The sequence below is a fragment of the Actinoplanes sp. NPDC051851 genome, assembly GCF_040681165.1.
Lineage (GTDB): Bacteria > Actinomycetota > Actinomycetes > Mycobacteriales > Micromonosporaceae > Actinoplanes.
In genome coordinates this window covers 43541-66531 of sequence record NZ_JBFAYF010000012.1, presented here as the reverse complement: position 1 = coordinate 66531, position 22991 = coordinate 43541, and the positions used below count along the sequence as shown (strand labels likewise).

General features: G+C 71.4%; 21 protein-coding genes. 1 reads left to right on the top strand and 20 read right to left on the bottom strand.

Annotation, left to right across the window (positions count from 1 at the left end):
• Positions 1-29 precede the first annotated feature (29 nt).
• The 20 genes from AB0M08_RS14750 to pyrR all read right to left on the bottom strand — a co-directional run bounded on the left by AB0M08_RS14750 (position 30) and on the right by pyrR (position 22098).
• Entirely contained in the window at positions 30-1001 is a 972-nt protein-coding gene (locus AB0M08_RS14750; RefSeq protein ID WP_364492890.1) for a response regulator, read from the bottom strand.
• Positions 1002-1026: 25 nt separating this feature from the next.
• The gene (rpe, locus tag AB0M08_RS14745; RefSeq protein WP_364492680.1) at positions 1027-1701 is read right to left on the bottom strand and encodes a ribulose-phosphate 3-epimerase; all 675 of its coding nucleotides are present in this window, start codon (positions 1699-1701) and stop codon (positions 1027-1029) included.
• Positions 1702-1748: 47 nt separating this feature from the next.
• Positions 1749-3218, bottom strand: a complete 1470-nt coding sequence (locus tag AB0M08_RS14740) for a transcription antitermination factor NusB (protein WP_364492678.1) — start codon at positions 3216-3218, stop codon at positions 1749-1751.
• Positions 3215-4141, bottom strand: coding sequence for a methionyl-tRNA formyltransferase (fmt, locus tag AB0M08_RS14735; protein ID WP_364492676.1), 927 nt, complete (start codon positions 4139-4141; stop codon positions 3215-3217). Before fmt ends, AB0M08_RS14740 begins: the two co-directional genes overlap by 4 nt.
• 4 nt (positions 4142-4145) lie before the next feature.
• Positions 4146-4703 (bottom strand): peptide deformylase, encoded by a 558-nt coding sequence (gene def / locus AB0M08_RS14730; RefSeq protein ID WP_364492674.1) that lies wholly within the window; start codon positions 4701-4703, stop codon positions 4146-4148.
• 49 nt (positions 4704-4752) lie between these two features.
• A complete protein-coding gene (locus AB0M08_RS14725) occupies positions 4753-6753 on the bottom strand; it encodes a primosomal protein N' (RefSeq protein WP_364492672.1) in 2001 nt (666 codons plus the stop codon).
• Positions 6754-6819: 66 nt separating this feature from the next.
• Positions 6820-7383, bottom strand: a complete 564-nt coding sequence (locus tag AB0M08_RS14720) for a histidine phosphatase family protein (protein ID WP_364492670.1) — start codon at positions 7381-7383, stop codon at positions 6820-6822.
• Between the two features lie 412 nt (positions 7384-7795).
• Positions 7796-8986 (bottom strand): methionine adenosyltransferase, encoded by a 1191-nt coding sequence (metK, locus tag AB0M08_RS14715; protein ID WP_364492668.1) that lies wholly within the window; start codon positions 8984-8986, stop codon positions 7796-7798.
• 42 nt (positions 8987-9028) lie between these two features.
• Entirely contained in the window at positions 9029-10246 is a 1218-nt protein-coding gene (gene coaBC, locus AB0M08_RS14710) for a bifunctional phosphopantothenoylcysteine decarboxylase/phosphopantothenate--cysteine ligase CoaBC (protein WP_364492666.1), read from the bottom strand.
• Positions 10247-10354: 108 nt separating this feature from the next.
• The gene (rpoZ, locus tag AB0M08_RS14705; protein WP_364492664.1) at positions 10355-10618 is read right to left on the bottom strand and encodes a DNA-directed RNA polymerase subunit omega; all 264 of its coding nucleotides are present in this window, start codon (positions 10616-10618) and stop codon (positions 10355-10357) included.
• Positions 10619-10629: 11 nt separating this feature from the next.
• Positions 10630-11229, bottom strand: a complete 600-nt coding sequence (gene gmk / locus AB0M08_RS14700; protein WP_364492888.1) for a guanylate kinase — start codon at positions 11227-11229, stop codon at positions 10630-10632.
• A 32-nt stretch (positions 11230-11261) separates the two neighbouring features.
• Complete coding sequence (mihF, locus tag AB0M08_RS14695; protein ID WP_067705076.1) at positions 11262-11579, bottom strand: integration host factor, actinobacterial type; 318 nt, start codon at positions 11577-11579, stop codon at positions 11262-11264.
• Positions 11580-11753: 174 nt separating this feature from the next.
• A complete protein-coding gene (pyrF, locus tag AB0M08_RS14690) occupies positions 11754-12584 on the bottom strand; it encodes an orotidine-5'-phosphate decarboxylase (protein ID WP_364492662.1) in 831 nt (276 codons plus the stop codon).
• 21 nt (positions 12585-12605) lie between these two features.
• Positions 12606-13883, bottom strand: a complete 1278-nt coding sequence (locus tag AB0M08_RS14685) for an adenosylmethionine--8-amino-7-oxononanoate transaminase (protein ID WP_364492661.1) — start codon at positions 13881-13883, stop codon at positions 12606-12608.
• Positions 13880-14908 carry a quinone-dependent dihydroorotate dehydrogenase gene (locus AB0M08_RS14680; RefSeq protein ID WP_364492659.1) on the bottom strand — a complete coding sequence of 343 codons (1029 nt, stop codon included), beginning with the start codon at positions 14906-14908 and terminating at the stop codon, positions 13880-13882. Before AB0M08_RS14680 ends, AB0M08_RS14685 begins: the two co-directional genes overlap by 4 nt.
• On the bottom strand, positions 14905-18261 hold the full coding sequence (gene carB / locus AB0M08_RS14675) for a carbamoyl-phosphate synthase large subunit (protein WP_364492657.1): 3357 nt from the start codon (positions 18259-18261) through the stop codon (positions 14905-14907). The genes AB0M08_RS14680 and carB overlap by 4 nt, the downstream gene beginning before the upstream one ends.
• A gap of 3 nt (positions 18262-18264) precedes the next feature.
• Positions 18265-19371: a glutamine-hydrolyzing carbamoyl-phosphate synthase small subunit gene (gene carA, locus AB0M08_RS14670; RefSeq protein WP_364492655.1), complete on the bottom strand. Its 1107-nt coding sequence runs from the start codon at positions 19369-19371 to the stop codon at positions 18265-18267.
• Positions 19368-20636, bottom strand: a complete 1269-nt coding sequence (locus AB0M08_RS14665; protein WP_364492653.1) for a dihydroorotase — start codon at positions 20634-20636, stop codon at positions 19368-19370. The genes carA and AB0M08_RS14665 overlap by 4 nt, the downstream gene beginning before the upstream one ends.
• Complete coding sequence (locus AB0M08_RS14660; RefSeq protein WP_364492651.1) at positions 20633-21541, bottom strand: aspartate carbamoyltransferase catalytic subunit; 909 nt, start codon at positions 21539-21541, stop codon at positions 20633-20635. Before AB0M08_RS14660 ends, AB0M08_RS14665 begins: the two co-directional genes overlap by 4 nt.
• Positions 21538-22098, bottom strand: coding sequence for a bifunctional pyr operon transcriptional regulator/uracil phosphoribosyltransferase PyrR (pyrR, locus tag AB0M08_RS14655; RefSeq protein WP_364492649.1), 561 nt, complete (start codon positions 22096-22098; stop codon positions 21538-21540). Before pyrR ends, AB0M08_RS14660 begins: the two co-directional genes overlap by 4 nt.
• A gap of 312 nt (positions 22099-22410) precedes the next feature.
• On the opposite strand from pyrR, the gene AB0M08_RS14650 reads away from it, so the two are divergent.
• The gene (locus tag AB0M08_RS14650) at positions 22411-22899 is read left to right on the top strand and encodes a transcriptional regulator (protein WP_014446326.1); all 489 of its coding nucleotides are present in this window, start codon (positions 22411-22413) and stop codon (positions 22897-22899) included.
• The last annotated feature ends 92 nt before the right edge of the window (positions 22900-22991 follow it).

Genomic DNA, 22991 nt, shown 5'->3' with positions numbered 1-22991 from the left:
CCAGAAGAGCGAGCCGCGCTACGGCCGGGTCAGTCGGTGTCCTTGCGGCGGTCGATCGCCACGTAGGACCCCGGCTGGGACTTGGCCACCTTCTTCATCTCGGAGGCGACCGCGATCACCACCCGGGGGTCGTCGAACCGACGGTCCCGGGTGGCCTGGGCCACCCCGATGGAGAGGGTGACCAGGGCGGCACGCTGCTTGTTGCCCCGGCGGTCCGGCACCTCGATGTAGCCCCGGCGCGCGTCCTTCTCGTCGTAGAGCCGGTCCGCGGCCGACTCGAAGTCGGTCACCATCGCCTGGGTCAGCGGGAGGACCTGCTCCGGGTGGCAGATGAAGACGAAGTCGTCGCCGCCGATGTGGCCCAGGAAGATCGACGGCTTCCCGGTGCTGGAGCTCGCCCGCTGCAGGCTCCGGGCCATCGCGGTGATGAACTCGTCGCCGCGGTCGAAGCCGTACACGTCGTTGACGCTCTTGAACCTGTCGATGTCGATGTAGCCGACCGAGTAGTCCCCGCCGCCCCGGATCCGGTCGACGATCTCGCGGCGCACCCGGGCGTTGCCGGGCAGGCCGGTCAGCGGCGAGACCTCGCGGAACTCCTTGTTGCGGCGCAGCGTAGTGGAGACACGCGCGACCAGCTCCGCGGTGTCGAACGGCTTCACCAGGTAGTCGTCGGCGCCGGACTTGAGCCCGATCACCTTGTCCACGGTCATGCTCTTCGCGGTCAGCATGATCACCGGGACCGCCGAGGTGAGCGGGTCGGCCCGCAGGTGCTGGATCAGCTCGAGGCCGTCCATCCGGGGCATCATCCAGTCGACCACGGCCAGGTCCGGACGGTGCGTCTCCATCAGGTCGAGCGCCTCCTGGCCGTCGCGGGCCCGCAGCACCTCGAAGCCCTCCACCCGGAGGTTGAACTCGACGAAGCTGGCGATGTCCTGATCGTCGTCGACGACCAGGATCAGGTCCGGACCCTCGTCGGCGTCGAGCCCGAGATCGTCGACCACGGGCCCCGGCTCGGCAGTACTCACATCACGTCCCCATGCGGTTGGCGGCCAGTGCCCGAAGCTTACGCACCGCCTCCGCCGGATCGGCAGCCCCATAGACGGCGGTGCCCGCGACGAACGCGTCGGCGCCCGCCTCGGCCGCCTGCTCGATGGTGTCGGCCGCGATGCCGCCGTCCACCTCGATCCGGACGTCCAGGTCGCCGACCTGCACCCGGCGCCGGACGTCGCGCACCTTGCCGAGCAGCTCCGGCATGAACGACTGGCCGCCGAACCCGGCCTTGATCGTCATGATCAGCACGGTGTCGAAGTACGGCAGGAGCTCCAGGTACGGCTCGACCGGCGTGTCCCGGTCGATCGCCAGCCCGGCCTTGGCACCCGCCGCGCGCAGCGTCTTCGCGAGCGCCACCGGGTCCTCGGAGGCCTCCGCGTGGAACGTCACGTTGTACGCCCCCGCCTCGGCGTACCCGGGCGCCCACCGCTCCGGATCGGTGATCATGAGGTGCACGTCGAACGGGATCACGGTCGCCTTGCGCAGGCTCTGCACCACCGGGAGGCCGATCGTCAGGTTCGGCACGAAGTGGTTGTCCATGACGTCGACGTGTGCCCAGTCGGCCGCGCCCTCGATGCGGCGCACCTCCTCCGCCAGGCGGGAGAAGTCGGAGGCGAGGATGCTCGGCGCGATGATCGGCGGTGGTGTCACCGCGCCAGTGTAAGACGCCGCACCGAGCACCCTCGTGGACAACCCCGTCAGCCGGTCCGGCGCAGGACCGCCAGGAACATCGCGTCGGTGCCGTGCCGGTGCGGCCACAGCTGGACGGTCGGCCCGGGGCCGAGGCCCGGCATCCCCGGCGGCAGCAGCGGCCGCGCGTCCACGAAGTCGACCTCGACGCCGCTGCGCCGGGCACCCTCGCTCACCGTCACCTGGGTCTCCACCATGTGCGGGGAGCAGGTCACGTACGCCACCACGCCACCCGGCCGGACCGCCCGCAGCGCCGCGACCAGCAGCTCACGCTGGAGCTTGGTCAGCGGCGGCAGGTCGGCCGGCTGACGGCGCCAGCGCGACTCGGGCCGGCGGCGCAGCGAGCCGAGACCGGTGCACGGCGCGTCCACCAGGACCCGGTCGAAGGACTCCTCCGGCAGGTCCGGGTCGCGGCCCACCGAACGGCCGTCCATCGGGAAGACCGTGACCGGCATCCCCTCGGTGGCCTGCTCGACCAGGCGGGCCCGGTGCTCGGCCACCTCGACCGCGGTCACCTCGGCGCCCCGCCCGGCGGCGATCGCGCCGATCAGGCCGGTCTTGCCGCCCGGGCCGGCGCAAAGGTCCAGCCAGCGGGTGTCCCGCCCCTCGATCGGCGCGGCCAGCAGCGCCGCGGCGACCAGCTGGGAGCCCTCGTCCTGCACGTGGGCGCGGCCCTGGCGGATGGCGGCCAGATTGCGCGGCGCGCCGCCGTTCAGATAGACCGCGTACGGCGAGAAGGCACCCGGCACCCCGTCGACCTCGTCGGCCAGCTCGACCGCGTCGGCCCGGCCCGGGCGTGCGCAGAGGTGCACGGCCGGCGGCTGGTTGTCCTCGATCAGCAGGCGCGCGGTGTCCTCCAGGTCACCGCCGAGCGACTCGGCGAACGCCCGGATGACCCACTCGGGGTGGTGGTGATGCACCGCCAGGTTCCCGATCGGGTCGTCCTCGTACGACGGGGCGACCCGCTCCAGCCACTGCTCCAGCGGCGTCTCCGAGATGGTCCGCATCACCGCGTTGGCGAAGCCGGACGCGCCCGGCGCCACCGAGCGGACCAGGTCGACCGTCTGGTTCACCGCGGCGTGCGACGGCACCCGGGTGTAGAGCAGCTGGTACGCCCCGAGGCGCAGCGCGTCCCGGGCCGGCGGGTCGATCCGGGCCACCTCGCGGCCGGCCGCGGACGCCACGATCTTGTCGAGGGTGCCGAGCGCGCGCAGGGTGCCGTAGGTCAGCTCGGTGGCGAACGCCGCGTCCCGTCCGTGCAGGTTCAGCCCGTCCAGGATGTCGGAGAGCACCAGGTTCGCGTACGCGTCGTCCCGGTGCACCGCGGCGATCGCCTCGTACGCGGCCTGGCGTGCCGGGTCGGACGGCGGCCGCCCGGCCCGGGGTGCGCGCCCGCTGCGGGCGTCGCGGGGGTGGCCCGGCCCGGCCGGCCGGCGGGGGCCGGCGCCGTGTGGCCTGGAGGCCCGATGTTCCGTCACGCCAGCTTCTCCCCTGCTTCGAGCCGCAGTCCGCGTGCCCAGTCGGTGGCTTTCATCGGCTTCTTGCCGGCCGCGCGTACCTCACCCAGCTGCACCGGGGTGGTCGCCGTACCGGCCAGTACCTGGGTGCGTTCCACCCGCAACTCGCCCGGCTCCAGATGCGGAGCGTTCGCGATCGGGCGCACCGGTCCCAGTTTGATCCGGTCGTCGCGGAGCGTGGTCCACGCACCGGGCGCCGGGGTGCAGGCCCGGATCCGCCGGTCGACCGCGAAGGCCGGGTCGGTCCAGCGGACACGGGCGTCCTCGGCCGTCACCTTCGGTGCGAACGTGATCCCGTCGTGCGGCTGCGGGTGCGCCCGCGCGGTGCCCGCCTCGATCGCGTCCAGCACCGCGACGAGCAGACCGGCGCCCTCCCGGGCCAGCCGGTGCAGCAGGTCGCCGGAGGTGTCGTTGAAGCGGATCTGATCGGTGACCGTGCCGTAGACCGGGCCGGTGTCCAGCCCCGCCTCCAGCTCGAAGACGCTGGCGCCGGTCACCTCGTCACCGTGCAGGACCGCGTGCTGCACCGGCGCGGCGCCGCGCCAGGCGGGCAGCAGCGAGAAGTGCAGGTTGATCCAGCCGTTCTTGGGGATCTCCAGCGCGGTGGGCGGGACCAGCGCGCCGTACGCCACCACGGGCACACAGTCCGGCGCCAGCTCGCGCAGCCGCTGCTGGAATTCGGGCTCCCGGGGTCGTTCCGGGGTGAGCACCTCGATGCCCCGCTCGTCGGCCCAGGCCCCGGCGGGCGACCGGACCAGGCGGCGGCCACGACCGGCCGGGGCGTCCGGGCGGGTGACCACGGCGAGCAGTTCGTGGCCGGACGCGGCGATCGCGTCCAGGCTGGGCAGCGCCACCTCGGGCGTGCCGGCGAAGACCAGGCGCATCAGCTCACCGCCCCACGCCGAAGATGCCCCGGCCGTGCGGGGACTCCTTGATCGTCGGGGGCCGGCCCGCGTCGTACCACTCGGCGGAGCGGATCTGCTTCATCGCGTCCTTGCGGGAGGCCGCGTCCAGCCGGTCCAGGAAGAGCACCCCGTCCAGGTGGTCCGTCTCGTGCTGCACGCAGCGGGCCATCAGGCCGGTGCCGACCAGCTGTACCGGCTCGCCGTGCTCGGTGAAGCCGTTCGCCACCACGTTCTGGCGGCGCTTGGTGTCGATGTAGACGCCGGGGATGGAGAGGCAGCCCTCGGGGCCGTCCTGCTCCTCGTCGTCCGGGAAGGAGAGCACCGGGTTGACGATGTGCCCGACCACCTCGTCCACGTCGAAGGTGAACACGCGCAGGCCGACGCCGAGCTGCGGCGCCGCCAGTCCGGCCCCGCCCTCGTCCAGCATCGTCTCGACGAGGTCCTTGACCAGGTTGCGCAGTTCCTTGTCGAAGTCGACCACGGGATCGGCGGGTGAGCGCAGCACCGGATCGCCGAAGAGTCGGATGGGCTGGACGGTCACGCGGCGGAACTCCTGATTCTCGGGAACGGCACCCGACCATCCTACGGATTCAGAAGAGGTCGGCCGGGTCCACCTGTATCCGGACGGACAGCGCGGCCTTCTTGGCGCTGCGCACGCCCGCGGCCTCGTGCAACGCGTGCGCCAGAGCCGCCGCCCGCCCCCGGCCGACCCGCAGCAGCATCCGCTCCTGCGCCGGGCCCGCGCCGTCCCTCTCGTCCACCGGCACCGGCCCGAGGATCTCGGTCTCCTCGGGCAGCCGGGCCAGCGCGAGCAGGTCGGCGACCGCCTCCGGCTGCCCGGTGACGCTCGCCATCCGGGCCGCGGGCGGGAAGCCCAGCTCGCGGCGTTCGGCCAGCTCACGGGCGGCGAACCAGCCCGGGTCCCAGCGCAGCAGCGCCTGCACCGGGGCGAGCGAGCCGTCCGCCACCACGATCACCCGGCCGCCCTCCGGCGCCGGCCGGGCCAGCGCGGAGGCGTTCAGCCAGCGCCGCATGGTCTCCTCGGCGGCCCGCAGATCCGAGCGGCTCAGCAGCGCCCAGGTGTCGAGCAGCAGGACCGCGCCGTACCCGCCCTCGGCGACCGGCTCGGCGCCCGGTGTGGCGACCACCACGGCGGCCTCGGCGGGCACCGTGGTCAAGATCTCGTCCCGCCCCGACGTGCGGACCGGCACACCGGGGAACGCCCGTCCCAGCTCCTCCGCGGTACGCCGGGCCCCCGTCACCGAGGCTCGCAGCCGCTGCGCCCCGCAGGCCGGGCAGGAGTAGGCCGCCGACGCCCGCCCGCACCAGTGGCAGACGGGCACGTCCCGCGCCCCGGAGAGGCCGAGCGGCCCGGCACAGTGCGGGCAGCGCGCCGGCGTACGGCACTCGGCGCACGCCACCGAGGGCAGATAGCCCCGCCGGGGCACCTGGACCAGCACCGGGGCACCCGCCTGGAGCGCCTGCCGTGCGGTCTGCCAGCAGAGGCTGGGCAGCCGGGCGCTGACCGCACCCGGGTCCCGGGCCAACTGCGGGTCGTCCCCGGTCGGCGCCATCCCGGGCGAGCGCCGCCGCAGCACGACCCGGTCCGCGGCGATCTCCCGCGCCCAGCCGGTCTCCAGGAGCAGCTGGGCCTCCCCGGTCCGCGCGAAGCCGCCGACGAGCGCCGCGCAGTCGGCCAGCTGGGCCCGGGTGAGCAGCACCTCGCGGGCGTGCGGGTACGGCGTCCGCGGCTCGGCGTGCACGTCGTCCCCGTCGTCCCAGATCACCACCAGCCCGAGCCGCGCGACCGGCGCCCACACGGCCGCCCGGGTGCCGACCACCACCGGCACGCGATGCCGGCTCGCCGCGAGGAACCGGCGGTAGCGCTCGGCCGGCCCGAGCGCGGCGTTCAGCGCGACGTGCCGCCCGGCACCGAGCACCGCCTCGAGCGCCCGGTCGACCCGGTCCAGGTCACGGGCGTCGGCGACGACGATGACGACGCCCCGCCCGCCCCGCACGGTGGCGGCGGCCGCCTCGGCGATCCGCGCCGGCCACTGCTCACCGGGGAGCGCCGACCAGACCGCCCGGGCCGCCCGCCCCTCCTCCAGAGCCCGCAGATAGGGCGGCCCGGCCGGGTAGGCATCCCACCCGCCCGGCGCCGGTGGCGGGTCGCCGCCGGACTCCGGGGTCTCCACGACGGGCACCGCCTGCGCCTCGACCCGTGCGTGCCGGGGTGGCACCGCGAGCCGCAGCACGTCGGTGAGGCTCCCCGCATACCGCTGGGCGACCGCCCGCGCCAGCCGGACGATCTCCGGATCGAGCACCCGTTCCGCCGAGACGACCCTCTCCAGGTAGGCCAGCCTCCCCTGATGCCCGGACGCCTCGGCCCGCTCCAGCAGGAACCCGCTCACCTGCTGCCCGGCGAACCGCACCTTGACCCGGACCCCCGGCTGGGCGGCCTCGTCGTCCTCGGCCGCGACGAGATAGTCGAACGGCCGATCGAGATGCGGCAGCGGCACATCGACGCACACCCGGGCGACCGGCAGCCTCTCGGCCGGTTCCCGCTCCGCACGTGCGCCCTTGGTACCCATCGCCGAACATTCTGCCCGCCGGGTCCGACACTTCGCCGACGCCGCCGCCGCGCTGTGGATACCGCGTCAGTGTGCGAGGCAGCTCACCGTCTCGCCGACCAGGTCGATCTCCAGGATGTCCGGGAACCGCAGCCCCGCCCAGAAACGCACCGGGTCCGGATCGAGCGGGTACCGGCTGGCCATCCAGACCGTCGGGGCCAGCCCGTGCGTCCCGATCACCAGCGTCCGCCCGTGCTCGGCAGCCGCCGCCGCGTGCCGTATCACCGCCGCGTCGAACCGCTCGATCACCCGGTCGTGGCTCTCCCAGCCGTCCGGGCACTCCCCGCTCAGGTAGGCCAGCATCGCCGCCTGATACTCGTCATCGGTGAGCCACACGTGCGGCCGGTGCACCTCGGTGAGATCCGGATCGGTCACCACCCGCTGCGCACCCGCGATCTCCTGCATCGTCTGCGCCGCCTTGGGCTCGGTGCTCGCCACGTAGTAGGCCGGATGTTGAACGTGCAACCTGATCAGCCGGGCCGCCACCCTGCTCTCCTGCGCCAGCTGCCACTGCTCGGCCGGAACCCCCGGATCGACCGCGGGCATCGCATGCCGCACCAGAAACAGCCGTTCACCTCGGACAGCCGTCATCGCCGAAGAGTAGCCGCCCATCCCACCCATGACTCTCATGCGAACAGACACGCAAATCCCCCCGCCTCCGGATCACCCCACTTCGATGCCGCTCCCCTCCAGTGCCTTTTGAACCCCATTTCTCCCGTACGCCCACCGCCTGCCGCGCCCCACCCCAGCCGGCACTCGGCCACGAAACCCGCCGCCCGTTCCACGCCCACCGCCGGCCGCAACCGCAGCCCACCACCCCGGCCGGCACTCAGCCACGGAATCGCCCGGAGATGACATGCGCCGGCGCCGGCAAGCACGCGGCGGTCAGGAGCGGCCGCGGCGGACACGAAGAAGCCGGCACCCCACGTGGGGTGCCGGCTTCTGTCGAGCGGTGAGCCGAACAGCGGCCCGGAGGCGGCTCCGGCAGGGAGCCGAACCGGGATCAGGAAGCGGCGTTCTTCAGGTCCTGGGCGCGGTCGGTGCTCTCCCACTTCAGCTCGGGCAGCTCGCGGCCGAAGTGGCCGTACGCCGCCGTCTGCTGGTAGATCGGGCGCAGCAGCTCCAGGTCGCGGATGATCGCGGCCGGGCGCAGGTCGAAGACCTCCTTGATGGCCTTCTCGATCCGCTCGACCGGGACGTTCTCGGTGCCGAACGTCTCGACGAAGAGGCTGACCGGGTGGGCCTTGCCGATCGCGTAGGCGACCTGGGTCTCGCAGCGCTCGGCCAGACCGGCGGCGACCACGTTCTTGGCGACCCAGCGCATCGCGTACGCCGCGGAGCGGTCGACCTTGGACGGGTCCTTGCCGGAGAACGCGCCGCCGCCGTGCCGGGCGTACCCGCCGTAGGTGTCGACGATGATCTTGCGACCGGTCAGGCCGGCGTCGCCCATCGGGCCGCCGATCTCGAAGCGGCCGGTCGGGTTCACCAGCAGGCGGTAGCCCTCGGTGTCCAGGCCGAGGCCCTCCAGCTCGGGCGCGATCACGTGCTCGCGGACGTCCGGGGTCAGCAGCGACTCCAGGGAGATGTCCGCGGCGTGCTGCGAGGAGACCACGACGGTGTCGAGGCGGACCGGGCGCAGCCCGTCGTACTCGATGGTGACCTGGGTCTTGCCGTCCGGGCGCAGGTACGGAATCGTGCCGTCCTTACGCGCCGCGGAGAGCCGGCGGGCCAGACGGTGGGCCAGCGCGATCGGCAGCGGCATCAGCTCGGGGGTCTCCGAGCAGGCGAAGCCGAACATCATGCCCTGGTCGCCGGCGCCCTGCTGGTCGAGGATGTGCTCCGAGTCGCCCTCGCGCAGCTCGATCGCCGAGTCGACGCCCTGGGCGATGTCCGGCGACTGCGAGCCGATCGAGACGCTCACGCCGCAGGACGCGCCGTCGAAGCCCTTCTTCGACGAGTCGTAACCGATCGCCAGGATGGTGTCCCGCACGATCTTGGGGATGTCGGCGTAGGCCTGGGTGGTGACCTCGCCCGCTACGTGCACCTGGCCGGTGGTGATCAGGGTCTCGACCGCGACACGGCTCCGCGGGTCCTGGGTCAGCAGGGCGTCGAGAATCCCGTCGCTGATCTGGTCAGCGATCTTGTCCGGGTGGCCTTCCGTGACCGACTCGGAAGTGAACAGACGGCGTGCCACGGTGCTCCTCAGTTGTCGAATACAGGTAACGCGGAAGTGTAGTCAGCCCGCATGGACGTCCCGGACCTGGGCATCCAGGCGTGCCACGACGTGGTCGAAAATCATATCTGCCACATCGTCTTTAGGGAGTTCACCGGCGGTCACGGTGGAGCCGTCGGCGCCCAGGATGGTCACCGTGTTGCGGTCCTGACCGAACACCCGGTCGACGCCCACCTCGTTAACGACGATCAGGTCGGCACGTTTCTTGACCAGCTTGGCCCGGGCGTTGTCGAGGGCGTCGTGGGTCTCCGCGGCGAACGCGACGAGGACCTGGCCGACCGGCTTCACGGAACCCAGTTCGGCGGCGATGTCCGGATTTTTCACCAGCTGGACGGGGGCCGGCTCGCCGGAGTCGGACTTCTTGATCTTCTGATCCGAGAAGGACGCGGGACGGAAGTCCGCCGGAGCGGCCGCCATCACCACCACGTCCGCCGAGGACGCCGCCTCGACCGTGGCCCTGCGCAGCTCCTCGGTGGTGCCGACCCGCACGACGGCGGCCCCGGACGGTGCGGGCAGCGCGACGTTCGCCGCGATCAACGTGACCTCGGCACCCCGGGCGAGAGCCACCCTGGCCAGCGCGTAGCCCTGCTTGCCGGAGGACCGGTTACCGAGGAAGCGGACCGGGTCGAGCGGCTCCCGGGTGCCACCGGCGGTCACCACGACACGGCGTCCGGCGAGATCGGCGGACGCTCCCCGGCGCAGCACCCGGAGGGCGTACGCGAAGATCTCGGAAGGGTCGGGAAGTCGGCCTTTGCCGGTGTCCTTTCCGGTCAGGCGACCGGAGGCCGGCTCCATCACGGCCAGCCCCCGGGAACGCAGCGTGGCGACGTTGGCCCGGGTCGCGGGGTTCTCCCACATCTCGGTGTGCATCGCCGGCACGAAGACCACCGGGCAGGTCGCGGTGAGCAGCGTGTTGGTGAGCAGGTCGTCGGCGATGCCGTGCGCGGCCCTGGCGAGGATGTCGGCGGTGGCCGGCGCGACCACGACGAGTTCGGCGGCCCGCCCGATCCGCACGTGCGGCACCTCGTGGGCGTCGTCCCATACCTCGGTGGCGACCGGGCGGCCGGAGAGCGCGGCCCAGGTCGGCTCGCCGACGAACTTCAGCGCGGAGGCGGTCGGCACCACCCGGACCCCGTGACCCGACTCGGTGAACAGCCGCAGCAGCTCGCAGGCCTTGTACGCCGCGATCCCGCCACAGACGCCCAACACGACCTCAGTCAACGCGCGTTCACCTTTGACAACGATTCAGTAACGGATACCACAGTGCCCCCTGCTCACGCTCGCGAACAGAGGGCACCGGCGGGTTCTCGCGGGGTCTCCCCCTTGCAGCTACGGCTGGTCGGTCGACTCAGCGGTCAGGAGGCCGGCGTTGATCTCACGCATCGCGATGGAGAGCGGCTTCTCCTGCGGCGTGGTCTCGACGAGCGGGCCGACGTACTCCAACAGGCCCTCGCCGAGCTGGCTGTAGTACGCGTTCACCTGGCGGGCGCGCTTGGCCGCGAAGATCACCAGCGAGTACTTCGACGAGGTCTTGTCGAGCAGCTCGTCGATCGGCGGGTTGGTGATGCCCTCGGGGTTGGCGACAGTTCCCACGTGATAAATCCTTAATGCTCGTGAGCTTGGGCAGGCGCTAAAAATGACGAACCGAGCAAGCCTACCAGCTCATCGGCCGCACGCTCGACGAAGTCGTTCACCACGGTGACGTCGAACTCGGCCTCGGCGGCGAGTTCCTCGTCCGCGTGGGCCAGCCGGCGGCGGATGGTCTCCTCGTCGTCGGTGCCCCGGCCGACCAGGCGGCGCTGGAGCTCCTCCTTGCTCGGCGGGGCGAGGAAGACCAGCTGGGCGTCGGACGTGGAGGCCCGCACCTGACGGGCGCCCTGCAGGTCGATCTTCAAAAGAACGGGCCGGCCCTGTTGGAGCCAGCCCTCGACCTGCGCGCGGGGGGTGCCGTAGAGGTTGCCCGCGAATTCCGCCCACTCCAGTAGCTGACCGCCATCGATCAGGCGCTGGAACTCGGGCCGGGTCACGAAGTGATAGTGCTCGCCGTCGGTCTCGTAGTCGCGTTTCTTGCGCGTCGTGACCGACACCGACAACTTGATCCAAGGCGAGCGCGCCCGGATCAGCTCGATCACGCTGTCCTTACCGACCCCCGAGGGGCCGGACAGAACGGTGAGGCGGGCTGCCGGGCGCGCGTCGTCATCCATGCTCACGGCTCATGTCTACACGAGCCCATGAGTCAGTTCGCAGCGAACTCCCCCAGGAGGGCCTTACGCTGCTGGTCGCCGAGACCCCGGAGCCGGCGGCTCTCGGCGATCTTCAGCTTCTCCATGATCTGAGTCGCGCGGATCTTGCCGATGCCCGGCAGCGCCTGAAGCACGGCCGAGACCTTCAGCTTGCCGACGACCTCGTCGCCCTCCGCGCGGTCGAGCACGGCGGCGAGGGTGGTCTTGCCGGACTTGAGCTGTTCCTTGAGCTCAGCCCGAGCCTTACGAACTTCCGCAGCCTTCTCCAGCGCGGCAGCGCGCTGCTCGGGGCTCAGTGACGGGAGCGGCACCAGTTCTCCTCAGGTCCCTATCGCGGCGGTAGTTCAATACCGGCGCTTCTGTGAAACGTGGTGTGCCAGGGAACCAAAGGGGCATGTGGTTCCCGGCGCCGGGAAAACTAGCGGTCATCGGCGCGTTCGGCAACGTGGGGGTACCCCGGTCGCCACCCCGTTACGCAGGTCGTTTCACCCGAGCGCGGTGCGACAGTCTGCCAGAACACGGTCCGCGGCGTCCCGGAGACCGGCGATCCCGGGCCCCGCCGAGAGAACTTCGCGTGAGTACGACGGCAACACGTTGTGCAGGCTGTCACCGAAGACGGAACGCAGGTCGGCGGCCGTTCCGCCCTGCGCTCCGAGGCCCGGCGAGAGCAGCGGCCCGTTGACCGCGGAGAGGTCATGACCGGTCTCCCCGATCGTCGCGCCGACCACCAGGCCGAAACTTCCGAGCGGGCTCGCACCCGCGTTGAGCTGGGAAATCTCGTCGATCACGGTCTGCGCGACGGTCTTCCCACCAGGCGCGACGGCATGTTGCACGGACGGCCCCTCCGGGTTGGACGTCAGGGCCAGAACGAAAATTCCGGCGCCCGTTTCGGTCGCGAGATCGAATGCCGGCTGCAGCGAACCGACCCCGAGATAGGGACTCACAGTAATCGCATCCGCACGCAGAGTGCTGCCCGAATCGAGGTACGCCGAGGCGTACGCGGCCATCGTCGAGCCGATGTCGCCACGCTTCACGTCAAGGAGGATCAAGGCTCCGGCCTCGCGAGACTGTCGGATAGTTGACTCAAGAATAGCGATGCCACGTGACCCAAATCTCTCAAAAAACGCGGACTGCGGTTTGAGCACAGCCACCCGATCGGCCAGCGCGTCGACCACCGTACGGGCGAAGCGTTCCAGGCCGGCCACATCGTCGGAGAGGCCCCAGCGAGCCAGCAGAGCGGCATGCGGATCGATGCCCACACAGAGCGGCCCCCTCTTCACGGTCGCCTCGTGCAGCCGTTCTCCGAAGCTCTTCATGCGCACTCCCTCATTGATAGGTCAGCCTGCCGCCACCGCGGCGGCGATTCCCGCGACGATGCGGGTCACGTCTGCCTCCTGCGCCACATAGGGCGGCATGGTGTAGATCAGGTCCCGGAACGGCCGCAGCCAGACGCCCTCCGCAACGGCCGCGGCGGTCGCCCGCGCCATCTCCACCGGATGGTCCAGCTGCACGACGCCGATCGCGCCCAGGACACGCACGTCCGCGACGCCTCGCGCACCGCGGAGCGCCTCCAGGCCGTCTCTCAGCCCGCTCTCCTTCTCCCGTACGCGCATTCGCCACCCCTGGTCGCTCAAGAGGCCGACGGAGGCGTTGGCGACCGCACACGCGAGCGGGTTCCCCATGAAGGTCGGCCCGTGCGCCAGCCCGCCCCCCTCGCCCGCGGAGATCGCCGACGCCACCTCCGCCGTGCACAGGGTGGCCGCCAGGGTCAGGTACCCGCCGGTCAGCGCCTTCCCGAGGCACATGATGTCCGGGCTGACCCCGGCGTGGTCGGCCGCGAAGAGCTCACCGGTCCGGCCGAAACCGGTGGCGATCTCGTCGAAGATCAGGAAGATCCCGTACGCCGCGGTCGCCTCCCGCAGCACACGCAGGTACTCCGGATGGTGGAACCGCATCCCGCCGGCCCCCTGCACGACCGGCTCCACGATCACCGCGGCGATCTCGTCCGCGTGCTCCCGGATCAGCGCGCGCAGCGAGTCCGCGTACGCCTCGTCGTACTCCACCGGCGGCGCGTCCGCGAAGATCTGCACGGGCAGCACCCCGGTCCAGAGCGCGTGCATCCCGCCGTCGGGGTCGCAGACGCTCATCGGGTGGAACGTGTCCCCGTGGTACCCGCCGCGCCAGGTGGCCAGACGACGGCGCCCGGTCCGCCCGAGCGCCCGCTGGGCCTGCAGCGCCATCTTGACCGCCACCTCGACCCCGACCGAGCCGGAGTCGCAGAGGAAGACGTGCTCCAGGCCCGCCGGCGTGATCTCCACCAGCGTCCGGGCCAGGGTGATCGCCGGTTCGTGGGTGAGCCCGCCGAACATCACGTGGCTCATCCGGCTCGCCTGGTCGGCGAGGGCGGCGTCCAGGACCGGGTGCCGGTACCCGTGGATCGCCGCCCACCAGGACGACATCCCGTCGATCAGCTCGCGCCCGTCGGCCAGCCGCAGCCGGACCCCGTCGGCCCCGGTGACCAGGTAGGGGTCGCTGCGGCCCGGCATCGGCCCGTACGGATGCCAGACGTGCGCCCGGTCGAGCGCAAGCAGATCGTCGCGCCCGGCCGGGTTCATCGGCCGGCGTGAGCGCGCGCGGGACGGGCCCCGGCGGCGACCGCCCGGACCAGGTCGGGACCCCGGTAGATGAACCCGGAGTAGAGCTGCACCAGCGAGGCGCCCGCGTCGAGCAGCCGGGACGCGTCGTCGGCCGACATGATCCCGCCGACGCCGACGATCGGCAGCCGCCCGCCGGTCTCGTCGTGCACGAACTTCACCACCGCGCGGGACCGCTCGGTGAGCGGCTTGCCGGAGAGCCCGCCCGCCTCGGCGGCCAGGTGCTGGTCGCCCGGGGCCAGCCCGTCGCGGGCCAGCGTGGTGTTGGTCGCGATCAGCCCGGCCGCGCCGTGCTCCAGGCAGACCTCGAGCAGCTCGGCGATGGCCGGCTCGGTCAGGTCCGGGGCGATCTTCACCAGCACCGGCACCGGCCCGCTGAGCTCCTTCAGCAGGGTGGTGAGGAAGTCCCGGTCCTGCAGGCTGCGCAGCCCCGGCGTGTTCGGCGAGGAGACGTTGACCGCGATGTAGTCCGCGTACGGGTGCAGCAGCCGGTACGACTCCAGGTAGTCCTCGACCGCCTCGTCCAGCGGGGTGACCTTGGACTTGCCGAGCGAGATCCCGAGCGGGACACCGATGGGGCCGAGCTCCGCCAGCCGGGCGGCCAGGGCGGCCGCGCCGTCGTTGTTGAAGCCCATCCGGTTGATGATCGCCTCGCTGTCCCGGAGGCGGAACAGGCGCGGCTTCTCGTTGCCCGGCTGGGCCTTCGCGGTCACCGTGCCGACCTCGACGAAGCCGAACCCGAGGGCCGGCCAGGAGGGCAGCGCGAGACCGTTCTTGTCCATCCCGGCGGCCAGGCCGACCCGGTTCGGGAACCGGACGCCGAAGACCTCCACCGGGGCGGAGAAGGCGTACCGGCGGCGCATCACCTCGCGGGCGGCCGGCGGCATCGAGGCGAGCCGGTGCAGGGTCCACTCGTGCGCGGACTCGGCGTCACCGCCGCCCAGCCGGAAGAGGACCGGCCGGACGGCGTTGGTGAACAGGCTCATTTGCCGGCGCCCCGGAGCGCCTTGTGGAGTTCCTGGAGCGGGCGGACCTTCATGTCGCCGCGCATCAGGGCCTCGATGCCCATCACGGCGGCCGCCGCGCCCGGCACCGTGGTGATGCACGGGGTGTCCGCGGTGACCGCGGCGCTGCGGATCTCGTACCCGTCCAGGCGGGCGCTGGCACCGGAGCCCTGCGGGGTGTTGATGATCAGGCCGATCTCGCCGGCCAGGATCAGCTCGACCGCGTTCGTGCCCGGGCTCTCGTAGTGCTTCGGGACCACCTCGCAGGCGATGCCGTACCGCCGCAGCACCTCACCGGTGCCGGCCGTGGTGACGATGGTGAAGCCCAGGTCGGCGAGGCGCTTGATCGGGAAGATCATCGCCCGCTTGTCCCGGTTCGCCACCGAGACGAAGACCTTGCCGGAGGTGGGGAGCGACCCGTACGCGGCGGCCTGCGACTTGGCGAACGCCTCACCGAAGCCGGCGTCGATGCCCATCACCTCGCCGGTCGACTTCATCTCCGGGCTGAGCAGGCTGTCCACGCCCTTGCCGGCCGGGGTGCGGAACCGCTTGAACGGCAGCACCGCCTCCTTCACCGCGATCGGCGCGTTCTCCGGGGTCGAGCCGCCGTCCGAGTCGGCCAGCAGGACGCCCTCGGCGCGCAGCTCGGCGATGGTGGCACCGAGCATGATCCGGGCGGCCGCCTTGGCCAGCTGGACGCCGGTCGCCTTGGAGACGAACGGCACCGTCCGGGACGCCCGCGGGTTGGCCTCCAGGACGTAGAGCGTCTCGTCCTTGAGGGCGTACTGGACGTTCATCAGGCCGCGCACGCCGATGCCCCGGGCCAGCGCCTCGGTGTAACGGCGCACCTCGGCCATGTGCGAGGCGGCGAGCGTGATCGGCGGCAGCGAGCAGGCCGAGTCGCCGGAGTGGATGCCGGCCTCCTCGATGTGCTCCATCACGCCGCCGAGGTAGACCTCGCCGGTGGCGTCGCAGAGCGCGTCCACGTCGATCTCGATGGCGTCGTCGAGGAACCGGTCGACCAGCACCGGGTGGTCCGGCGAGATCTCGGTGGCCCGCTCGATGTAGCCGGCCAGGGTCGGCTCGTCGTAGACGATCTCCATGCCCCGGCCGCCCAGCACGTACGAGGGCCGGACCAGCACCGGGTACCCGATCGTGTCGGCGATCGCCTTGGCCTCCTCGAACGAGACCGCGGTGCCGTGGTCCGGCGAGCGCAGCCCGTTCTCGGCGAGCAGCGCGCCGAAGAGGCCGCGGTCCTCGGCCAGGTCGATCGACTCGGGCGAGGTGCCGACGATCGGCACGCCGGCCGCCTTGAGCCGGTTCGCCAGGCCGAGCGGGGTCTGCCCGCCGAGCTGGACGATCACGCCGACCACGCCGGGGCCGCCGGCCGCCTTGCCGGAGGTGTCCTCGGAGTGGAAGACCTCCAGGACGTCCTCGAAGGTGAGCGGCTCGAAGTAGAGCCGGTCCGCGGTGTCGTAGTCGGTGGAGACCGTCTCCGGGTTGCAGTTGACCATGACGGTCTCGAAGCCAGAGTTTTCCTTGCCGGCTTCGCCGGAAAACCCGGGAACGGTTGTTGACCGCAGCGCCTGCACCGCGTGCACGCACGAGTAGTCGAACTCGATGCCCTGGCCGATCCGGTTCGGCCCGGAGCCGAGGATCAGCACCTTGGGCCGGTCGCTCGGCGCCACCTCGGTCTCGAGGTCGTACGTCGAGTAGTGGTACGGCGTGTTCGCCTCGAACTCGGCCGCGCAGGTGTCCACGGTCTTGTAGACCGGCCGGACGCCGAGCCGGTGCCGCAGCGCCCGGACCCCGTCCTCGCCGGCCAGTTCGGGCCGGAGCGCGGCGAGCTGCTTGTCGGAGAGGCCGGCCCGCTTCGCGACGCGCAGCAGCTCCTCGTCGAGCACGGCCGCGTCCAGGATCTCCTGCCGCAGGTCGATCAGCGCCTGGATCTCGTCCAGGAACCACGGGTCGATCCGGCCGCTCGCCTCGTGCACCTGCTCGATGGTCGCGCCCAGCCGCAGCGCCGCCTCGACCGTGTAGAGCCGCCCGTCGTGCGGCACCCGCAGGGCCGCGAGCGCCTCGTCCACGCTCTCGAACGTCGGCGCCGTCCAGAACCCGGCGGCCTTGGTCTCCATCGAGCGCATCGCCTTGTTGAGCGCCTCCTGGAAGTTGCGGCCCAGGCTCATCGCCTCGCCGACCGACTTCATCGTGGTGGTGAGCTCCTTGTCGGCGTTCGGGAACTTCTCGAACGCGAACCGCGGGATCTTCACCACCACGTAGTCCAGGGCCGGCTCGAACGCGGCCGGGGTCTTCAGGGTGATGTCGTTCGGGATCTCGTCGAGCGTGTAGCCGATGGCGAGCTTCGCGGCGATCTTGGCGATCGGGAAGCCGGTCGCCTTCGAGGCCAGCGCCGAGGAGCGGGAGACCCGCGGGTTCATCTCGATCACGATCATCCGGCCGTCGTCCGGGTTGATCGCGAACTGGATGTTGCAGCCGCCGGTGTCCACGCCGACCTCGCGGAGCACCGCGATGCCCAGGTCACGCAGCTTCTGGTACTCCCGGTCGGTGAGCGTCATGGCCGGGGCCACGGTGACGCTGTCGCCGGTGTGCACGCCCATCGGGTCGACGTTCTCGATCGAGCAGACGACCACGACGTTGTCGTGCTTGTCGCGCATCAGCTCGAGCTCGTACTCCTTCCAGCCGAGCACGCTCTCCTCGATGAGCACCTCGGTGACCGGGGAGGCGGCCAGGCCAGCACCGGCGATCCGCTCCAGGTCCTCGTCGTTGTGCGCCATGCCCGAGCCGAGGCCGCCCATGGTGAACGACGGGCGGATGACGACCGGCAGGCCGATCTCGGCGACGGTCGCGCGCACCTCGTCCATCGAGTGGCAGACCCGCGAGCGCGGGGTCTCGCCACCGGCGAGCGCCACGATGTCCTTGAAGAGCTGGCGGTCCTCGCCCTTGCGGATCGCCTCGACGTTGGCGCCGATCAGCTCGACGCCGTACTTCTCCAGGACGCCGTTCTCGTGCAGCGCGATCGCGGTGTTCAGCGCGGTCTGGCCGCCCAGCGTCGGCAGGATCGCGTCCGGGCGCTCCTTGGCGATGACCAGCTCGACGAACTCCGGGGTGATCGGCTCGACGTAGGTGGCGTCGGCGTACTCCGGGTCGGTCATGATCGTCGCCGGGTTGGAGTTGACCAGCGAGACGCGCAGCCCCTCGGCGCGCAGCACCCGGCACGCCTGGGTGCCGGAGTAGTCGAACTCGCAGGCCTGGCCGATGACGATCGGACCGGAACCGATCACCATCACATGCTTGAGATCTTCACGCTTCGGCATGGGTCAGCCCTTCTTCTCGACGAGTTCCACGAACCGGTCGAACAGGTAATCCGCGTCGTGCGGACCCGCCGCAGCCTCGGGGTGGTACTGGACAGTGAACGCCGGGACCTCGATGCCCCGCAGGCCTTCCACCACGTCGTCGTTCAGGCAGACGTGCGAGACCTCGACGCCACCGAACTCGGTGTCGATCACCTCGCCGATCGGGGCGTCCACGGCGAAACCGTGGTTGTGGCTGGTCACCTCGACCTTGCCGGTGGTCTTGTCGAGCACCGGCTGGTTGATGCCGCGGTGGCCGTACCCGAGCTTGTAGGTGCCGAAGCCGAGCGCGCGGCCGAGGATCTGGCTGCCGAAGCAGATCCCGAAGAGCGGCACCTCGCGGCGCATCACCTCGCGCGCCAGCGCGACCGGGCCGTCGGCGGTGGCCGGGTCGCCCGGGCCGGGCGAGAAGAAGACCGCGTCCGGGCTCACCGCGAGCAGGTCCTCGATCGACGAGGAGGCCGGGAAGACGTGGGTGGTGACGCCGCGCGCGGCGAGCCGCCGGGAGACGTTCCGCTTGATGCCCAGGTCCAGCGCGGCGACCGTGTAGCGGTGCGCGCCCTCGGCGGCGACGGTGTACTTCGCGCCGGTGGTCACCTGCGCGGAGAGGTCGGCGCCGAGCATCTCGGGCTGGCCCTTGACCCGCTCCAGCAGCGATTGCGGGTCCAGGTCGACCGAGGAGACGCCGACCCGCATCGCGCCGCGTGAGCGCAGGTGGCGGGTGAGGGCGCGGGTGTCGATGCCGCTGATCCCGACGACGCCCTCGGCGGCGAGCCGCTCGCCCAGGTCGCCGGTGGCGCGCCAGTTCGACGGGCGGCGGGCCGGGTCGCGGACCACGTAGCCGGAGACCCAGATCCGGTCCGACTCGTCGTCCTCGTCGTTGACGCCGGTGTTGCCGATCTGCGGCGCGGTCTGCACCACGACCTGCTTGTGGAACGACGGGTCGGTGAGGACCTCCTGGTACCCGGTCATGCCGGTGGTGAACACCGCCTCGCCGAACGTCTCGCCGATGGCACCGTATGCCGTGCCGGAGAAGGAACGCCCGTCCTCCAGCACCAGAATCGCCTTGGTCACTTGACCGCCTTCCCGTCCAGAACCGTCGCTTCGCCGCGCAGGAAGGTCGCCACGATGCGACCCGGCAGCTCGGTGCCCGCGTACGGCGTGTTGCTGCTGCGGCTCGCCAGGCCGGCCGGGTCGACGACCCAGCGGGCGGACGGGTCCACCAGCGTGAGGTTGGCCGGCGTACCGGCCTTGGTGAGGTCGCCGCCGTGCCCGTCCAGCCCGGCGATCCGGGCCGGCGCGATCGACATCCGGTCCGCGATCAGAGCCCAGTCCTCGCCGAAGACGCTGAGCACGATCGGCAACGCGGTCTCCAGTCCCAGCATGCCGGGGCGGGCGTACGACCACTCGCATTCCTTGTCCTGCACCGCGTGCGGAGCGTGATCGGTGGCCACCACGTCGATCACCCCGTCGCGGAGCGCCTGCCGGAGCGCGGCCACGTCGTCCGCCGTACGCAGAGGGGGGTTGACCTTGAAGACCGGGTCGTAGCCCGCAGCGAGCTCGTCGGTGAGCAGCAGGTGGTGCGGCGTGACCTCGGCGGTGACCTTGACGCCGCGCGCCTTGGCCTGGCGCAGCACCTCGACCGACCCGGCGGTGGAGACGTGGCAGACGTGCAGGCGGCTACCGACGTGCTCGGCCAGCAGCACGTCCCGCGCGATGATCGCCTCCTCGGCGACCGCGGGCCAGCCGGTGAGGCCGAGCCGGGCGCTGACCTCGCCCTCGTGCATCTGCGCGCCCTCGGTGAGACGCGGCTCCTCGGCGTGCTGGGCGATCACGCCGTCGAACGCCTTCACGTACTCCAGGGCCCGGCGCATCAGCTTCGGGTCCGCGACGCAGAAGCCGTCGTCGGAGAAGATCCGGACGGCGGCGGCCGAGTCGGCCATCGCGCCGAGCTCGGCCATCTGCTTGCCGGCCAGGCCGACGGTGACCGCACCGATCGGCTGCACGTCGACCAGGCCGGCCTCCCGGCCGAGCCGCCAGACCTGCTCGACCACGCCGGCGGTGTCGGCGACCGGCGAGGTGTTCGCCATCGCGCAGACCGCGGTGTACCCGCCGAGCGCGGCGGCCCGCGAGCCGGTCTCCACCGTCTCGGCGTCCTCGCGGCCGGGTTCCCGCAGGTGGGTGTGCACGTCCACGAGCCCGGGAAGGGCTACCAGCCCGGTCGCGTCGATCACCGTCGCGGATTTATCCGATTTGTCGGAAATAACGCCATCGTTGATGAAAAGGTCGGTCGGTTTTCCGCCGAGAATCGAGACGCCCTTGAGCAGGTACGCCATCACTTGCCTCCCAGGAGCAGGTAGAGGACGGCCATCCGGACGCTGACGCCGTTGGCGACCTGTTCGACGATCGTGGAGCGGGGCGAGTCGGCCACCTCGGGCGCGATCTCCATCCCGCGGTTCATCGGGCCGGGGTGCATGACGATCGCGTGCTCCGGCATGCGCTGGAGCCGGCGCAGATCGAGCCCGTAGCGACGGCTGTACTCGCGCGACGACGGGAAGTAGGAGTCCTGCATCCGCTCGGTCTGCACGCGGAGCATCATCACCACGTCGCTGTCCGGCACCACGGCGTCCAGGTCGTAGGAGACCTGAGCGCCGCCCGGCACGTCCAGCGGGATCAGGGTGGGCGGGCCGACCAGGGTCACCTTGGCACCCAGCGTGGTCAGCAGCAGCACGTTGGAGCGGGCCACCCGGCTGTGCAGCACGTCGCCCACGATGGCCACCTTGAGCCCGTCGAGGCGGCCCAGGCGCGAACGCATCGTGTACGCGTCCAGCAGCGCCTGCGTCGGGTGCTCGTGGGTGCCGTCGCCGGCGTTCACCACGGAGCCCTCGACCCAGTTCGCCAGCCGGTGCGGCGCGCCGCTGGCCGAGTGACGGATCACCACGGCGTCGGCGCCCATCGCCTGCAGGGTGAGCGCGGTGTCCTTGAGACTCTCACCCTTCGAGACGCTGGATCCCTTGGCCGAGAAGTTGATCACATCGGCGGAGAGGCGCTTGGCGGCCGCCTCGAAGGAGATCCGGGTCCGGGTGGAGTCCTCGTAGAAGAGGTTGACCACGGTGCGGCCGCGCAGCGCGGGCAGCTTCTTGACCTCGCGCCCGGAGAGCGCGGCCATCTCGGCCGCGGTGTCCAGGATCAGGGTGGCGGTCGCGGCGTCCAGGTCCGCGGCCGAGCGCAGGTGCTTGATCACTGAAGGCCTCCGATCAGGCGGACCTCGTCGGCGCCGTCCACCTCGGTGAGCGCCACCTTGACGCTCTCGCTGAGCGCGGTCGGGATGTTCTTGCCCACGTAGTCGGCGCGGATCGGCAACTGCCGGTGACCGCGATCGACCAGCACCGCGAGCTGCACCGAGCTGGGCCGGCCGAGGTCCTTGAGCGCGTCCAGCGCGGCCCGGACCGAGCGGCCGGAGAAGAGCACGTCGTCGACGAGGATGACCCGCAGGCCGTCGATGCCGCTCGGCGGCAGCTCGGTCCGGCCGAGCGCGCGGGTGGCCTTGAGCCGCAGGTCGTCGCGGTAGAGCGTGATGTCGAGCGAGCCGACCGGGACCTCGACGCCCTCGAAGGCGTGTATCCGGGCGGCCAGGCGCTCGGCCAGCGGAACGCCGCGCGTGGGGATGCCGAGCAGGACGGTGCCGGTGGCGCCGGAGGTCTTCTCGAGGATCTGATGGGCGATGCGGTCGACGACCCGGTGCAGGTCGGACCCCGCCAGAATGATCTTGCTAGGCGCGTCTGCGCGTGGCTGTGCCACGGCGGACCTCCTTCCCCGCCTCACGGGACGGGTCGTTAAAGGACGTCAGGTGGAACGGCCCCCGAGGGCGGCCTTTCCGATGGCTGACGCTACGTTACCAGTGGACGGAGCGTTGACCATGGTGACCTGCCCGACCCGGAGCAGGACCGGACAAATCCAGCAATGAGGGATACAGCCGGTAACTTTGGTGCGGTGCGCGCGACTCATCGGTAACCAACACTTGACCGGCGGTCGCAAACTCCGTACCGTCACGCAGCGTAGCGATCCGTGAGGAAGAACCCTCCGGGCCAGCACAGTACTGGGAGTGTCCGAATGCCGTCTGAGTACGCGAAGTCGCTGGGCGCTCGCCTGCGCTCCATCCGCCAGCAGCAGGGCCTGTCCCTGCAGGGCGTCGAAGAGAAGTCCAACGGCCGCTGGAAGGCGGTCGTCGTGGGCTCGTACGAGCGTGGCGACCGCGCGGTCACCGTATCGCGCCTGGCCGAGTTGGCCGACTTCTACCGTGTGCCCGTCTCCGAGCTGCTGCCCGATGGCAGTGGCATCCGCCTCGAGGCCACCAACAAGATCGTCCTGGACCTCGAGAAGCTGTACGACACCACCGGTGAGGACCTCGCCTACGTGGCGCGGTACGCCCGGGCCATCCAGCAGCAGCGCGGCGACTACAACGGCCGCGTCCTGTCGATCCGTGCCGACGATCTGCGCGCCCTCGCGATCGTCTACGACATCTCTCCGTCGGGCTTGATCGAGCGCCTGACCGAGCAGGGTGTTCTGGTTGCCGACCCCCGGGCGTTCTTCGCCTCCTGAGGGCGGCTCACCGTAGAGCCCGCGTCGGCCCCCCTCGATCGACGCGGGCTTTCACCAACGGGTTTCACCGACGGTTTTCACCGAGAGAAAAA